The organism is Devosia sp. P2_G7, from assembly GCF_056403495.1.
In genome coordinates, this window is the sequence record NZ_JBFUFI010000013.1 from 158,452 (window position 1) to 173,116 (window position 14,665).

Below are 14,665 nucleotides of genomic sequence, written 5' to 3' on the forward strand. Positions count from 1 at the left end.
TGTCGGGCGCTCAGGACGGTATCGCGATCGGATATCCATAACCAGAACGTTCTATAACTATAACGTTATAGATGAGGCCTCGATACTGTCAAGAGTTGCGATCACGGTCGCGAGATCAGGCTTCACTCCTCGGGCGAAACGTCCCCGAACTGGTACGTCGCCCAAGGTGGAAGGCTAACCGTCACAGGCTTGCCATCGACCGTCACGGCGGCCGGATCGGTGACGCGGTCGAGGCGGAGGATGGCGACGGCGCGGCCATCGACGACTTCGCCGATCGAACCTGCGTCGCGGCCGCCGGCAATGACGGACGTGCCGGCTGGCGCATCGATGCCGGAGACGATCACCGGGCGGCGGCGGGCGGTGCCGCGGTGCTTCATGCGGCTGACCACTTCCTGGCCGATGTAGCAGCCTTTGACGAAGTCGATGCCATCGAGCAGGTCGAGCCCGATATCGTGGGCGAAGTTCTGGTCGATGCCAAAATCCGGACCTTCTTCGGGGATGCCCGCGCTGATGCGATGCGTGGCAAAAGTGTCGTCCGGCGGCAACCAGCCGGTAGTAGCGGACTTCTCGGCGATCACGCGTTCACCAAGTCCGCGCGGATCGGCGTGGACCACGCCCTCGGTCCAGCCATCAAAGCTCCAGCCGACGGCGTGCGTGTCGCGCAGGTCGTCGATCTGCACCTGGGCGCGGAGGCGATAGAGCTTCATCTTCTTGAGGAAGGCATCGGCGACGGAGGTGTCCACATCGAGCCAGAAGGCATCCTCGGCCCAGCCGCTCAAGCCCTCGGCCTGCACCTTGCCCTGCGGCGAGAGCAGCGCCCACCACACGGCGGGGCCGGGTTCGGCCAGCAGGCGCCCGGTCACCACGTCGAACAGCAGCTTCTGCGCCTCGGGCCCGGAGAACCGGAAGGCGGCACGGGACGGACGGAGGATTGTGGGCATGGGATGGTTCCGCTACACCCGCCGAAAGGCAGGCGGACCACAGACATGGCGCAGTACGAGACGATCTTCAAGAACGGCACGGTGGTGAACCATGACGGGGTGCACCGCACGGACATCGCGGTCAATGACGGGCGCATCGTCGCGCTGGGCAATCTTGGCGCGGCTTCGGCCGGTGAGGTGGTCGACTGCACCGGGCTGCACGTGCTGCCCGGCGTCATCGATACGCAGGTGCATTTCCGGGAGCCGGGGCTGACGCACAAGGAGGACCTCGAATCGGGGTCGCTTTCGGCGGTGATGGGCGGCGTGACCGGCGTGTTCGAGATGCCCAACACCAACCCGCTGACCACGACGCGCGAGACCTTCGAGGAAAAGATCCGCCTCGGCACTCGCCGCATGCACTGCGACTTCGCCTTCTACATCGGCGGCACGCACGACAACGTGGCGCAGCTGCCGGAGCTGGAGCGCCTGCCCGGATGCGCCGGGGTGAAGGTGTTCATGGGCTCCTCCACCGGCTCGCTGCTGGTGCCCGACGATGTCGGTGTCGAGGCGATCCTTTCCGCGATTTCGCGCCGCGCCGCTTTCCACTCGGAGGACGAGTATCGGCTCGAAGAGCGCAAGCACCTCCGCGTGCCCGGCGATCCTTCCTCGCACCCTGTATGGCGCGATCCCGAGGCGGCGATGCTGTCGACGCGGCGGCTGGTGGCGCTGGCGCGGAAGACCGGCAAGCGGGTGCACATCCTCCACATTTCGACCGCCGAGGAGATGGTGTTCCTCGCTGCGCACAAGGACGTGGCGAGCGTCGAAGTGACGCCCCACCACCTGACGCTGGACGAGACGGCCTACAGCCGGCTCGGCACTTACGCGCAGATGAACCCGCCGGTGCGCGACAAGGCGCATCGCGAGGGGATCTGGGCCGGTGTGGCGAACGGCGTCGCCGACGTACTTGGCTCCGACCACGCGCCACATACGCGCGAAGAAAAGGACCATCCGTATCCGGCCAGCCATTCCGGCATGACCGGGGTGCAGACGCTGGTGCCGATCATGCTCGACCACATCAACGCCGGCCGCATGACCCTCGAGCGCTTCGTCGACATGACCAGCCACGGCCCGAACCGGCTGTTCGGCATCGCCAACAAGGGCCGCATCGCGGTCGGCTACGACGCCGACCTGACGGTGGTGGACCTGAAGCGGCGCGAGACGATCACCAATGAGTGGGTAAAGAGCCGCGCGGGCTGGACGCCGTATGATGGGGTAACGGTCACCGGCTGGCCGGTGGGAACGATCGTCCGCGGCAACAAGGTGATGTGGCAGGGCGAACTGGTGACCCCGAGCGTCGGCCAGCCGATGCGGTTCCTGGAAGCGCTCTGAGGCTTACTGCAGCGAGCGGCTGAGGCTGTATTCGCCCGCCTGGATGCGATCGGGCAGCGTCGCGATCAGCTCCGAGATCGCCGTCTCTCCGTGGTGCTCGACCAGCGACGTGATGGCAGCGAACAGCGAGGCATGGGCCAGCGCCAGCGTCGCGACGCCGTCGTCCTCGGCGGTGTTCCAGGCTTCCGCGATGTATTCGAGCGCCACTTGGCGCTCTTCGCGTTCGGCCTCGGCGAGACGTTCGATGCTGCCGTTGTCGCCCTTGAGGGTCTTGGAGAGTTTCATGACATCGCCCGTAGCACGCCCGCCCGCGAGGCGCGCCTCAGACGTCTCCAAAAGGTTAATATGCACTCTGCAATTATTGTTAACCCGCGATGCGGCGCTATTCAGCGTAGCGCGAGTGGATGTCGCGGGCGGTTTTCTCGGCCTCGACCAGCAGCCGCGACATCGCCTGTTCGGCTGAAACGGTGCAGACGCGATAGAGCCGCGCATAGGCTTCGTAGCCGGAGTTGAAGGCCCCCGTCAGCCGTTGTTTGCGGTCGTCATCGGGCTCGTCCAGCGCGATCAGGTCGGCCATCTCGCCGCGCCAGTCCGATGAGGCGGCGGGCTTGCACAGCGGATCAAGGAAATAGAGGCTGCCGAGGATTTCCGAGAGCCGCTCCATCTCCGCCTGGTAGGGCGGATCGATAGCCCGCGCCGGTCCCGCCGCGAGCAGCAGGGCAACAAGAGCAAGGCGAAGCGGGCGGAAGCGCATGCCCGCATCCTTAAGTGAAACGCCCGATTGCCTCAACTGCGATCGAAGATGCGGAAGGCTCCGGCCACCACGTCGCCCAGATCGGGGGTGGTGTACATGCCGCCGACATCGTCCGCTCGCACCCAACGCCACGCGCTGACTTCGTCGGAGGCGACGATCTCGCCCTCGAAGGCTTCGGTGGCATAGACCTGCAGCACGAAGCGGCCTTCGCCGAGGAACATGCGGCGGATCGGGTGCAACCGCCAGACGCGCAGGCCAACCTCTTCCAGGATCTCGCGCTCGGCCGCCTGCTCCGGCGTTTCGCCCGGCTCGAGCCGCCCGCCGGGCAGGCTCCACATGCCGAAATACGGCTTTCTGGCGCGCTGGATCAGCAGCACCTTGTCGCGATCGATCAGCGCGACACTCGCAGCATTCGGAGGCCGTTGGGACGCGGGCATAAACCGATGATTGTGGTTTGTCCTCGGCGCGGCAAGTGCCTAACTAGGGAGTGAAGGAGAGCCCCTTATGTGCGGACGCTACGCCACCACCCTGCCGCCGGAAATGATGGTCGAGCTGCTCAACTTGCTCAACAAGATCGACTTTCCGCCACGCTACAACATCACCCCGACGCAGCCGATCGCGGTGGTGTGGGAGCAGTCGGGGCGCCGCACCATCCAGCTGGTGCGCTGGGGGTTCGTGCCGAACTGGGTGAAGGATCCGCGCGAGTTCTCACTGCTGATCAACGCACGGGCCGAGACCATGGCGGAAAAGCCGTCGTTCCGCGACGCTGTGCGCCACTCGCGCTGCATCGTCCCGGCCTCGGGCTACTACGAGTGGATGAAGGGGCCGGACGGCAAGCGCCAGCCCTACTACATCACCATGGAAGACGATTCCCCGATGATCTTCGCGGGGCTCTATTCCAACTGGTCGGGGCCGGACGGTGAGGAGGTGGATACCGCCTGCATCGTCACGGTGGAGCCCAATCTCGAGATCAGCTCGGTCTATGACCGGATGCCGGCGATGCTGACCGGCGACGCGGTCGACATGTGGCTCAACACCCGCGACTTCGACATCACCGCCGCCCGACAACTGGCCTTGCCGCTGCCTCCGGGTTCGCTGAAGTATCATCCAGTGGGCAAGGCCATCGGCCGCGCCGATGTCGATGGGCCGGAGTTGATCCGGCCGATCACGCCCGAAGAGGCAGAGGCCGAAGCCGCGGCGGCGGTGAAGCCGAAGAAGAAGGTGGCCGCTGGCGGCGGCGGGCAGCTCGACCTGTTCTAGAACAGCTCGAAGTACCCGAGCGCATCGCCGATCGCCTCTTCCTCGTAGCCGAGATGGCTGAGGAGGACCCGTTCGAGGGCGCGGTAGAGTTCGAGCGTATCGGCAAAGCGGCTCGCGCCGGGTTCGGTCGCGAGTTCACCCAGCGCATCGATCAGCCGCACCAGCAGCTCATGCACGACGACATGCTCGGCCTGCAGCCGATCGGCGATGGCCTTGAAGCCGGCGCCCTGCGCGGCGATAGCCGGGAACACCGCCTGGTCTTCGATCGAATGGTGCGCGTTGACGATGTTGCAGTGCTGGCCGCAGAGGTTGCCGAAGCGGCGGTAGTTGGCGACCATGGCGAGGCTGGCGGCCTCCTCCGTCGCTTCTGTCGCGCGAACTTCGCCGGCGGCGGCGCGATCGATCAGTACGGCGAGAGTTTTCATGTTGTCGCGCAGGTGGTCGTGCACCTCCTTGAGGTGCAGGCCGGGCGCGCGCTGAGCCTCGGTCAGGCCCTCGAGCCTGATGGGCGCGGGCCGGGTGGCGTCGTCGAGAAATCCGATATCGAGCAGCATGGCCGTGAGATGGGACGCGGGTGGCGTGCCGTCAACAAGGCACCTCGTGGTGACCTGCTCTAGAGTACCTTGCCCGGGTTCAGGATACCGTTCGGATCGAGCGCCGCCTTGATGGCGTGCATCATCTCGAGCGCCACCGGGTCCTTCACCTGCCGCAAGAGGCCCGACTTCAGTTGCCCGATGCCGTGCTCGGCCGAGACCGAGCCACCGAGTTTCCGCACCACCTCGTAGACCGCCGCATTGGCATCGGCCTCGCGGGCCATGAAGGCCTTGGGATCGGCGCCGACTGGCTGGCTGAAGTTGAAGTGGATGTTGCCGTCGCCCATGTGGCCGAACGGGCATGGCCGGACGCCGGGGATGGCGCGTTCGACGGCCGCTGTGCCCTCCGCGATGAGCTGGGGGACCGCGCCGATCGGCACCGATACGTCGTGCTTTATCGAGGCGCCCTCTTTCGATTGCACCTCGCTCATCTGCTCGCGTGCCGCCCACATCAGGGTGCGGTCTGCCTCGGACTCCGCGACCACGGCGTCGCCGACGAGGCCCGAACCCAGGGTCCCCTCCAGCGCCGATTGCAGCGCGCCGGGCACGCCGCCCTTCATGCGATTGACCTCTGCCAGCACGTACCATGGCGAGAGGCTCGCGGTCGGATCGCGCGGCAGCAGACCGTACTTGAGCTGCAGGTCGACCCCGAAGCGGTTCATGAGCTCAAAGGCCGTCAGCCGCGAGCCGGTGCGCTCGCGCAAGAGGTAGAACAGCTCTAGCGCAGCCTCCGGGCCGCTGACATTGATCAGCGCCGTCTCCTGCGCCTCGGGGATCGGGAACAGTTTCACCGTCGCGGCGGTGATGAAGCCAAGCGTGCCTTCGGCGCCGACCAGCAGGTCCTTGAGGTCGTAGCCGGTATTGTCCTTTTTGAGCGCGTTAAGGCCGTTGTAGAGCCGGCCGTCGGCCAGCACCGCCTCGACCCCGAGAGTAAGTTCGCGGGCATTGCCATAGGCCAGCACCTGCACGCCGCCGGCATTGGAACTCAGCACCCCGCCAATGCGGGCCGAGCCCTGTGACGCCAGCCAGAGCGGGAAGATCGCGCCCGCCTCTTCCGCCACCTTGTGCGCCTCCTCGAGGATCAGGCCTGCTTCGACCGTCATGTGCCCGGCCGCCGCATTGACCTCGCGCACTCGGTTGATGCGGGAAAGGTTGACGATCACCTCGTCGCCGCGCAGCGGCACTTGCCCGCCGACCAGCCCGGTATTGCCGCTTTGCGGGATCAGCGGCACCCGGTGCTGGTTGGCCCAGCGGCAGAGCGCCTGAAGCGCCGCGACGCTGCCGGGTAGCGCCACGGCCACAGCAGCGACATGGAAGCGCTTCCGCGGTTCGGTCACATAGCTCGCCATTTCCTGGGGATCGGCTATCAGCGTACCGGCTTCGCCTAGGAGGGCCTTCAGCGCGCGGACGATGTCTTTGGGGGCCAGCGTGGTCATGGCGCCGGAAGATAGCCCCCGGCCCGCTTGGCGCAAGGGCGAACTTGCCCGCGCCAAGCCCCTATGCGACAAGCGGCGCCAACGAGACATTCCATACGGAGCAGAACGATGGCGCAGGGTCTGATGGCCGGCAAGAAGGGCCTGATCATGGGCGTGGCGAACAACCGCTCGATCGCCTGGGGCATCGCCAAGGCCCTCGCCGACCAGGGCGCCGAGATCGCCTTCTCCTACCAGGGCGAAGCACTGAAGAAGCGCGTCGAGCCGCTCGCCGCCGAGATCGGCGTCACCACGCTGGTCGAGTGCGACGTGTCGAACGACGCGGCGATGGACGAGACCTTCCGCGTGCTGAAGGAGAAGTGGGGGACGATGGACTTCCTCGTCCACGCCATCGGCTTCTCCAACAAGGAAGAGCTCGAAGGCCGCTACATCAACACCAGCGCCGATAATTTCGCGCTGACCATGAACATCTCGGTCTACTCGTTCACCGCCGTCGCCAAGCGCGCCGAAGCCATGCTGAACCCCGGTGGTTCGCTGCTGACCCTGACCTATTACGGCGCGGAGAAGTACGTGCCGAACTACAACGTCATGGGCGTAGCTAAGGCGGCACTCGAGGCCTCGGTCCGCTACCTCGCGCACGACCTCGGCCCGCAGAACATCCGCGTCAACGCCATCTCGGCCGGCGCCATCAAGACCCTCGCCGCCTCGGGCATTTCGGGCCTTCGCACCATGCTGCACTATCAGGAGAAGGCGGCGCCGCTGAAGCGCAACGTCACCCAGGAAGAAGTTGGCTCCGCCGCGCTTTACCTGCTCAGCGACCTCTCCTCGGGCGTCACCGGCCAGATCCAGTATGTCGACTGTGGCTTCAATATCATCGGCATGCATGTCGATGATGAACCTGCCGCCGCCGCGCCCACTGCCTGACCTATTCCAGGGCTGCCGCGAGGCGGCCCTTTCTCTTTCCGAGCGTCACGATGTCTATCAACTGGCCTGAACTCTATTTCATCCGCCACGGCGAAACCGACTGGAACGCCGAGGGCCGGTATCAGGGATCGAGGGACATTCCGCTCAACGACATCGGCCGCGGCCAGGCCGATCTCAACGGCAAGCTGCTGCATCAGATCCTCGCTCGCGCCGGCAGGACGCCGCACGAGTTCAACTGGCATGCCTCGCCGCTGGGCCGCACTCGGGAAACTATGCAGCGCGTCCGCTCGGCGTTTGCCGAACCGCTGCCCGAAGTCAGGTTCGACGACCGCCTCGTCGAGGTGTCGTTCGGCGTCTACGAGGGCCGGCTCCATACGGAACTCAGCTCGGGCGAGATGGCCATTGCCGGCGAGCGCGACGCCGATTTCTGGTTCTTCCGCCCGCCCTCGGGTGAGAGCTACGAGGATGTGGCGCAACGTGTCCGGAGCTTTGCCGCCGATACCCTCAAGGGTCCGGCGATCATCGTCGCGCATGGCGGCATCCTGAGGATCCTCCGCCGCCTGATCGAGGACTTTCCGGCAGAGCGCGCGGTGAACTGGTTCCCGCCGCAGGATTCGGTGGTGCACTTCATCGACGGCAAGAGCGTCGTGTACCCGGCCGGCCACAGCTGGGACGACTGAGCGGAGCGGCGGATGTCGACCACCACAGCATTCGCCACGATCCTCCATGACACCGAGGCACGCCTCGCCGGCCCGATCGCGGCGGCCGCCCCGGCGCTGCGCAGTCTCTTCGCCGGCTTTGCCGTCAGCCTGACTGAGGCGACCGATCCTCGGGTAGCTACCGTCCTCGCTGAAACGCTAGACGCGCGGGTCGCCTGGCATCCGACCGGCGAAGCGATCATCGGCCAGGCGCGGCGGAGTGCCGTCGGGCTGGCGCTCGAATGTGGCACCGAGCGTGTGCTCTATTCCGATCTCGACCATATCCTGCGCTGGATCGACACCCATCCTGCCGAGATGACGGACGTGCTTGCCGCCCAGCCCGAGGCGCAACTGCTGATCATCGGGCGCACGGAACGCGCCATGGCGGCGGTGCCGAAGCGGTTGCGCGATACCGAGATGCCCATCAACCGGACCTACGAGCTGCTGACCGGCCGTTCGGCCGACCTGCTGTTCGCCGTGCGCCGGATGGACCGCGCCGCGGCTAGCGACATCGTCGCGCACAGTCGGGTCGACAGCATCGCCAACGACGTCGATTGGCCGCTGCTCGCCGAGCAGCTCGGCCACCGTATCGGCTATGCCGAGGCGCACGGCCTCTACTATCGCACCATCGACGAGTATGGCGCGGCGGCCGACAGCTACGACCTCGAGCCGCTGCAGTGGATCCGCCGCATCGAGATCGCCGCCGAGATGGCGAAGGCAATGCGACCATACCTCCGCCCGTCGGATTGAAGGATCACGTGGACAACATCTCCATCCGACCGTGGCGTTCGACGGATTCCGTGTTCGAACTGACCGAGATGCTGCACCGCGCCTATGCCGGGCTCGCCGGGATGGGGCTGCGCTTTTGGGCGACGCATCAGGGTGCCGATGTGACGCTGAAGCGGATCGAGCAGGGGGAGTGCTTCGTCGCCGAGGCCGATGGAGTGATCTGCGGCACTATCGTGTTCCGTGACTGCACCCGGACCGGCGGTTGTCCCTGGTATGATCGCGCAGACGTCGCTTCCTTCGTTCAGTTCGCCGTTGAGCCCGGCCTTCAGGCCAAGGGCCTCGGCCGGCGCCTCCTCGCCCATGTGGAGGAACGTGCCATCGCCTCGGGCGTCCGGGAACTGGCCCTCGACACGGCGGAGCCTGCCACTCACCTCGTCGAATGGTACACGCGGCTTGGGTACCGGTTCATCGAGCACGCGCAATGGTCGCACACCAACTACCGCAGCGTCGTCCTGAGCAAGACGCTCCGCGCTGCGTGAGCCCCTTGCACCGAAGCGCCGATTGACCTTCATCGGGCAGGTTCCTAGAAGTCCTTCACGCTGAGGACCTGCGATGTCGTTCAACACCTTCGGACACCTGTTCCGTTTCACCACCTGGGGCGAGAGCCATGGACCTGCCTTGGGCGTGGTGGTGGACGGCTGCCCGCCGGGGCTGCCGATTTCGGCTGAGGTGATCCAGCGCGATCTCGATCGGCGGAAGCCCGGGCAGTCGCGCTTCACCACGCAGCGGCGTGAGGATGACCAGGTGCGGATCCTCTCGGGTGCGTTCGAGGACGAGCGCGACGGGCAGCTCAAGACCACCGGCACCCCGATCTCGCTGATGATCGAGAACACCGACCAGCGCTCCAAGGACTATTCCGAGATCAAGGACAAGTACCGGCCGGGGCACGCCGATTTCACCTACCACCAGAAATACGGCATCCGCGACTACAAGGGCTCGGGCCGTGCCTCGGCGCGCGAGACCGCAGCACGGGTGGCGGCCGGCGCTGTGGCGCGGCTGGTGATCCCCAATGTCACGGTGCGCGCCAGCCTCGTGCAGATCGGCCCGCACAAGATCGACTACTCGCGCTTCGACTGGGATCAGGTGGACCAGAACCCGTTCTTCTGCGCCGATCCCGTGGCTGCCAAGGAGTGGGAGGTCTACCTCGACGGCATCCGCAAGGCCGGCAACTCGGTGGGTGCGGTGATCGAGGTGGTGGCCGAAGGCGTGCCGCCCGGCTGGGGCGCGCCGATCTACGGCAAGCTGAGCGCCGACCTCGCGTCGGCGATGATGTCGATCAACGCGGTGAAGGCGGTGGAGATCGGTGCCGGCTTCGAAGCGGCCGAACTCACCGGCACCGAGAATGCCGACGAGATGCGGGCGGGCAATGCCGGACCCTATTTCACCTCGAACAAGGCAGGCGGCATCCTCGGCGGCATCTCCAATGGCGATCCCATCGTCTGCCGCTTCGCGGTGAAGCCCACCTCGTCGATCATCACGCCGCGCCAGACGGTGACGACGCACAACGAGAACACCGAAGTCATCACCAAGGGCCGCCACGACCCCTGCGTCGGCATCCGTGCCGTGCCCATCGGCGAGGCGATGATGGCGGTGGTGCTGGCCGACCATTTCCTGCGTCACCGGGGCCAGACCGGGCGCGAAGGCGGCATCGGCTACTGAGAACAGTCCGCAGCGCTCCGCACGCTGCTGTGGCGGATGCTTAGGCGGCCGAAAATCGGTCGTTCAGCGCTCGCGCTTATGCGCGTTGACGCCGCCGGTCCGGCAGGGCCTCTTGTGATGACAACGTGTAAGTCATTGCCAGCGCTGGATTTATTCTAAGGGTAAGTGCTGGACGACTAAGCGGTCGCACTGAGACAACCGAGGGGTCGTCCGATGTTCGAACACTGTCGCGCCTTCATCATCGCCGCCGATCAGATCGAGACGCGGTCGCTTGAACTCACAGCGCACCATCTCGGTTTCGGCGAGGTGGTCAGCAAGCTGGACGGACCAAGCGCCATGCAGTCGCGCGCTGGCGTCACCTACTTCTTTCTCGGCTCCCGGATGCGCGACGACGAGTTGCTCGACGTGATCGAGGCGGTTCGCGACGAGCGACGCTCGAAGCTCTGCTACTCACCGATCATCCTGTTCATCGACGATTGCCCCGCCGAGATCATGCTCAAATATGTGCGGTTCGGCTTCGACGACGTGATCGGGCTGCCGCAGCACCGCGATACGCTGGCCGAGCGGCTGGCGGAGCAGCTCAACAGCGAGCAGACCTATGTCGAGGCCAAGGACTATCTCGGGCCCGACCGGCGCCGGCTGGACCACGGCGCGGACCTGCGGGTCGGCGTCGCGGCGCACACGAGGCTGGTGTTCCAGCGCGATCCGAAATACGGCACCCGGGTGATCCACCGCGAGGTGCGCGGTCGCCGCTTCCGGGCGCTGCCCGACCCGAGCACGCATTTCATGCCGAAGCTGTTCGGCCACCGCGCCGTCTAGCGGCGCGAACCGCTAGGACGCGAGGAGCTTCCGGATCTTGCCCACCGCGGCGTCGGTGGGCTCGCCATAGGCGATGGTGCCCTCGAACTGGCCGTCCTTGTTGATCAGGAAGACCGAGGCCGTGTGGTTGACGAGGTAGTAGCCGTCCGCATCGGGCGCCGCGGCCTCGGACATCGCGCCGAAGGATGCCTTGGCGTCGGCGGTCTGCACTTCGTTGCCGACGAGGCCGATGGTGCCGGGGAACGAGCTCAGATAGTCGGCCAGCACGTCCTTGGTGTCGCGCTTGGGATCGACGGTGACGAAGATGGTGCGCAACTGGTCCGGGGAAATGCCGAGCGCCTCGCGCCACGCGGTCGATTCGGCCAGCGTTGTCGGGCAGACATCCGGGCAGTGGGTATAGCCAAAGAATACGAGGCTCGGAGTGCCCTTGAGGTTGTCCTGGGTGAAGGTGCCCCCGGCGGTAGATTCGAGCGTGAAGGGCTTGCCGGTGACCCCGATGGGAGCGGCCGGCGGCCTGAAGATGAACAGCGCCGTGGCGCCGATGGCCGCAACGACGACCAGCGTCCACAGAATGATGCGAAAGCGCGCCAGCGCCGGGGAATTGGTTTCGGCCATGAATGTTGCCCTACTGTGTTGGCGCTGCTTATAGCGCCCGTGGGGCAGATTTGGCGCGCGTCATTGTCGCGCAGTCACTGAGGTTTGTGTCTGCGGGCAGCGCCCGCGTTACTGCGGGTCGAGCGGCTCGGTGCCGGTGGGCTGGCCGTTGCGCAGGGTGATCTTCTCGATCCGCATCTCGGCGGCCTTCAGCAGCGCCTCGCAATGCGCCTTCAAGGCCTCGCCGCGCTCATAGATGGCGATCGACTCGGCGAGCGGTGCCTGGCCGCTTTCCAGCTTGCCGACAATGCCCTCGAGTTCACGCAGCGCCGCCTCGAAGCTCATCTGCTTGATGTCGTCAGGGGTGGCGGGGGAATCGGCCATGTCAGTTCCTTCGATGAGGCTCGTTGCAGAGCGCTTTCAGGAAAAGTTGCAGACTTTTCCGGTTCGAAAGCGCGACAAATCAGGAACCTGGAGCATTTCGCCGTTTCAACGAAACGGTGAGATGCTCTAGCCCGCGGCCAGCAACTTTTCAACATGCGCGGCGACCCCGGTCGCGAGGCCCTGCCGGTCGTAGCCGCCCTCCAGCATCGAAACCAGCCGCCCCTCGCAGACCCGCCCGGCGACCTCGGTCAGGCGCTCGGTGACCCAGGCGAAATCCTCGGGGTGCCAGTTCAATCCGGCGAGCGGATCGCGATAGTCCGCGTCGAAGCCGGCGGAGACGAGAAGGAAATCCGGCCGGAACGCCTCGAGCGCCGGCAGGATGCGGTCGGTATAGGCGGCGCGCATTTCCGGCCCGCCGCTGCCGGCATCGAGCGCGGCGTTGCAGATATTGCCAACGCCGGTGAAGCTCGGCGATCCGGTGCCCGGATAGAGCGGCATCTGATGGCTCGAGGCATAGAACACTGTCGGGTCGTCCTTGAAGATGTCCTCGGTGCCGTTGCCGTGATGCACGTCGAAATCGACGATTGCCACGCGTTCGGCGCCGAACTTGCGCTGCGCCTCGCGCGCCACGACGGCGATCGAGTTGACGAGGCAGAAACCCATCGGCCGGTCGATCTCGGCATGATGTCCCGGCGGCCGCACCGCACAGAAGGCATTCCGCACTTCGCCCAGCGCCACCGCCTCTAGCGCAGCAAGACCGCCGCCCAGCGCCGTTGCCGCCGCTTCGAGCGAGCGTGACGAGATGAAGGTGTCCTCGTCGATCTGGCCGATCCCTTCGGCCGGGCGGGCGCGGGTGAGGATGCTGAGGTAGCTGGCGTCATGCACCAGTTCGGCCAGCGTCAGGTCCGCCGAAGGCGCATCGCGGCGGATGAGCCTGGCGAAGCGATCAGCGCCGAGCGCCTCCTCGACGGCACGTAGCCGGTCGGGTCGCTCGGGGTGCCCGGTGGGGGTGACGTGGCTTTCGAAATTGCGCTGGGAGACGAGAAGGGTGGCCATGGGCTCGGAACTGTCGCTGCCCCAATAGCTTGACGTTTTGCTGTCGAGCTTGTCAAACCTCGCGCCATGGCCGGTGCCGTTCATCCCCCGTCGGATTTGCTCGCGCTCGCAGCGCTGCTGCGGGCCGGCGAGCTCGTCGCCTTCCCCACCGAGACGGTTTACGGGCTCGGCGCCGACGCGACGAACTCCGATGCGGTGCTGAAGATCTACGAGACCAAGGGCCGTCCGCGCTTCAATCCGCTGATCGTGCACGTCGCCGATTTCGCCATGGCCGAGACGCTGGTGCACTTCAGCCCGATGGCGCGGAAGCTCGCAGAATTCTGGCCCGGCCCACTGACGCTGGTGCTGCCGAAACGACCGGAAGCCGGGCTTTCCGATCTCGTCACCGCCGGGCTCGATACCGTCGGCATCCGCATCCCCAACCATCCGCTGGCGCTCGAGCTGATCCGCGTGGCCGGCCTGCCGCTCGCCGCCCCATCCGCCAATCGCTCCGGCAAACTGTCGCCGACCACCGCGGCGCAGGTCGAGCGCTCGTTCAGCGGCGCGGTGCCGGTGCTCGATGGCGGGCCATCGCAGGCGGGGGTCGAATCCACCATCCTCGCCGTCGAGGGCGACGTGGTGACGCAACTACGCGCCGGTGCCCTGCCGCGCGACGAAATCGAAGCGGCAATCGGCCGGCCGGTGGCGGTCGCGAAACACGATGCAGCGATTGCCGCGCCAGGCATGCTGGCCAGCCACTACGCGCCGAACGCGACGCTGCGGCTGGATGCCGAGCGGGCGGAGGCAGGGGAGACGTGGCTTGGCTTCGGTCCGGGCCCCGCCGGCGCCAACCTGTCGCCGAGCGGTGACCTGCGCGAAGCCGCCCGCAACCTGTTCACGATGCTGCACCTGCTCGACGAGGGCGCCACGCGGATCGCCGTGGCACCGATCCCCCGCAAGGGCCTCGGCGAAGCGATCAACGACCGGCTGAAACGCGCCGCTGCCCCGCGCGGCTGACTGTAGCGAACCTCCGCTCCATCTCAACCTCAACTCCCCACCGGGGTGGGTTCGATCGTGCCCCAAACTCGATGCGGCACCTCCCCCTCTGACGGGGGAGGATGGGTGGGGGTGAGCGGAGCCACAATCACGAGGCCGGGCAAAGCGTTGCGAGAATCTTGCGCCGATCTATCCCCCCACTCCCCACCCGTGCGATTCTCCCCCATCCGCTGCACCGAAGCGAGATCATGACGAGTGGTTGGTGCGGGGGAGACCGGGTGGGCTGCGGGTCGCTGCAGTTCAGGCGGAAACCATCACGGCAAGGACCGGTTCGCCGGTCAAGCCGCTATCACGCGAGGGTTGCTCGATGCGGAGTGGCCCAAGGGACGAAGCCTGGCACGCATGAGCCGGGCGGGAG

18 protein-coding genes are annotated in these 14,665 nt (G+C 66.3%); 9 read left to right on the forward strand and 9 right to left on the reverse strand.

Features of this window, described 5'->3' with window-relative positions; translation table 11 throughout:
• Nucleotides 1-122: 122 nt before the first annotated feature.
• Nucleotides 123-941: a CAF17-like 4Fe-4S cluster assembly/insertion protein YgfZ gene (gene ygfZ / locus AC1DWU_RS19750; protein ID WP_477151715.1), complete on the reverse strand. Its 819-nt coding sequence runs from the start codon at nucleotides 939-941 to the stop codon at nucleotides 123-125.
• Between the two features lie 45 nt (nucleotides 942-986).
• Here ygfZ and AC1DWU_RS19755 point away from each other — a divergent pair, with 45 nt between their 5' ends.
• Complete coding sequence (locus AC1DWU_RS19755) at nucleotides 987-2,309, forward strand: dihydroorotase (RefSeq protein ID WP_477151716.1); 1,323 nt, start codon at nucleotides 987-989, stop codon at nucleotides 2,307-2,309.
• A gap of 3 nt (nucleotides 2,310-2,312) precedes the next feature.
• Here AC1DWU_RS19755 and AC1DWU_RS19760 read toward each other — a convergent pair whose 3' ends face one another.
• From AC1DWU_RS19760 to AC1DWU_RS19770, 3 genes are all read right to left on the reverse strand, one after another.
• Nucleotides 2,313-2,594: a hypothetical protein gene (locus tag AC1DWU_RS19760; protein ID WP_477151717.1), complete on the reverse strand. Its 282-nt coding sequence runs from the start codon at nucleotides 2,592-2,594 to the stop codon at nucleotides 2,313-2,315.
• 97 nt (nucleotides 2,595-2,691) lie between these two features.
• Complete coding sequence (locus AC1DWU_RS19765) at nucleotides 2,692-3,063, reverse strand: TIGR02301 family protein (protein ID WP_477151718.1); 372 nt, start codon at nucleotides 3,061-3,063, stop codon at nucleotides 2,692-2,694.
• A 32-nt stretch (nucleotides 3,064-3,095) separates the two neighbouring features.
• The gene (locus tag AC1DWU_RS19770) at nucleotides 3,096-3,500 is read right to left on the reverse strand and encodes an NUDIX hydrolase (RefSeq protein ID WP_477151719.1); all 405 of its coding nucleotides are present in this window, start codon (nucleotides 3,498-3,500) and stop codon (nucleotides 3,096-3,098) included.
• Between the two features lie 67 nt (nucleotides 3,501-3,567).
• On the opposite strand from AC1DWU_RS19770, the gene AC1DWU_RS19775 reads away from it, so the two are divergent.
• Nucleotides 3,568-4,323 (forward strand): SOS response-associated peptidase, encoded by a 756-nt coding sequence (locus AC1DWU_RS19775; RefSeq protein ID WP_477151720.1) that lies wholly within the window; start codon nucleotides 3,568-3,570, stop codon nucleotides 4,321-4,323.
• On the opposite strand, the gene AC1DWU_RS19780 is transcribed toward AC1DWU_RS19775, so the two are convergent.
• On the reverse strand, nucleotides 4,320-4,877 hold the full coding sequence (locus AC1DWU_RS19780; RefSeq protein WP_477151721.1) for a hemerythrin domain-containing protein: 558 nt from the start codon (nucleotides 4,875-4,877) through the stop codon (nucleotides 4,320-4,322). The genes AC1DWU_RS19775 and AC1DWU_RS19780 overlap by 4 nt on opposite strands.
• A 59-nt stretch (nucleotides 4,878-4,936) precedes the next feature.
• Entirely contained in the window at nucleotides 4,937-6,352 is a 1,416-nt protein-coding gene (locus AC1DWU_RS19785; RefSeq protein WP_477151722.1) for an FAD-binding oxidoreductase, read from the reverse strand.
• A 108-nt stretch (nucleotides 6,353-6,460) separates the two neighbouring features.
• Between AC1DWU_RS19785 and AC1DWU_RS19790 the strand changes: the two genes are divergently transcribed.
• From AC1DWU_RS19790 to AC1DWU_RS19815, 6 genes are all read left to right on the forward strand, one after another.
• Nucleotides 6,461-7,273, forward strand: a complete 813-nt coding sequence (locus AC1DWU_RS19790) for an enoyl-ACP reductase FabI (protein WP_477151723.1) — start codon at nucleotides 6,461-6,463, stop codon at nucleotides 7,271-7,273.
• Nucleotides 7,274-7,323: 50 nt separating this feature from the next.
• The gene (locus AC1DWU_RS19795) at nucleotides 7,324-7,953 is read left to right on the forward strand and encodes a histidine phosphatase family protein (protein ID WP_477151724.1); all 630 of its coding nucleotides are present in this window, start codon (nucleotides 7,324-7,326) and stop codon (nucleotides 7,951-7,953) included.
• Between the two features lie 12 nt (nucleotides 7,954-7,965).
• Entirely contained in the window at nucleotides 7,966-8,721 is a 756-nt protein-coding gene (locus tag AC1DWU_RS19800) for a hypothetical protein (RefSeq protein WP_477151725.1), read from the forward strand.
• Between the two features lie 8 nt (nucleotides 8,722-8,729).
• Nucleotides 8,730-9,239: a GNAT family N-acetyltransferase gene (locus AC1DWU_RS19805; protein ID WP_477151726.1), complete on the forward strand. Its 510-nt coding sequence runs from the start codon at nucleotides 8,730-8,732 to the stop codon at nucleotides 9,237-9,239.
• Nucleotides 9,240-9,312: 73 nt separating this feature from the next.
• Nucleotides 9,313-10,419, forward strand: coding sequence for a chorismate synthase (gene aroC, locus AC1DWU_RS19810; RefSeq protein WP_477151727.1), 1,107 nt, complete (start codon nucleotides 9,313-9,315; stop codon nucleotides 10,417-10,419).
• Nucleotides 10,420-10,632: 213 nt separating this feature from the next.
• Nucleotides 10,633-11,238: a hypothetical protein gene (locus AC1DWU_RS19815; RefSeq protein WP_477151728.1), complete on the forward strand. Its 606-nt coding sequence runs from the start codon at nucleotides 10,633-10,635 to the stop codon at nucleotides 11,236-11,238.
• A 12-nt stretch (nucleotides 11,239-11,250) separates the two neighbouring features.
• On the opposite strand, the gene AC1DWU_RS19820 is transcribed toward AC1DWU_RS19815, so the two are convergent.
• From AC1DWU_RS19820 to AC1DWU_RS19830, 3 genes are all read right to left on the reverse strand, one after another.
• Nucleotides 11,251-11,853, reverse strand: coding sequence for an SCO family protein (locus tag AC1DWU_RS19820; RefSeq protein WP_477151729.1), 603 nt, complete (start codon nucleotides 11,851-11,853; stop codon nucleotides 11,251-11,253).
• Between the two features lie 108 nt (nucleotides 11,854-11,961).
• The gene (locus AC1DWU_RS19825) at nucleotides 11,962-12,216 is read right to left on the reverse strand and encodes an exodeoxyribonuclease VII small subunit (protein WP_477151730.1); all 255 of its coding nucleotides are present in this window, start codon (nucleotides 12,214-12,216) and stop codon (nucleotides 11,962-11,964) included.
• 126 nt (nucleotides 12,217-12,342) lie between these two features.
• Entirely contained in the window at nucleotides 12,343-13,272 is a 930-nt protein-coding gene (locus AC1DWU_RS19830; protein WP_477151731.1) for a histone deacetylase family protein, read from the reverse strand.
• A gap of 66 nt (nucleotides 13,273-13,338) precedes the next feature.
• Between AC1DWU_RS19830 and AC1DWU_RS19835 the strand changes: the two genes are divergently transcribed.
• The gene (locus tag AC1DWU_RS19835) at nucleotides 13,339-14,268 is read left to right on the forward strand and encodes an L-threonylcarbamoyladenylate synthase (RefSeq protein ID WP_477151732.1); all 930 of its coding nucleotides are present in this window, start codon (nucleotides 13,339-13,341) and stop codon (nucleotides 14,266-14,268) included.
• The last annotated feature ends 397 nt before the right edge of the window (nucleotides 14,269-14,665 follow it).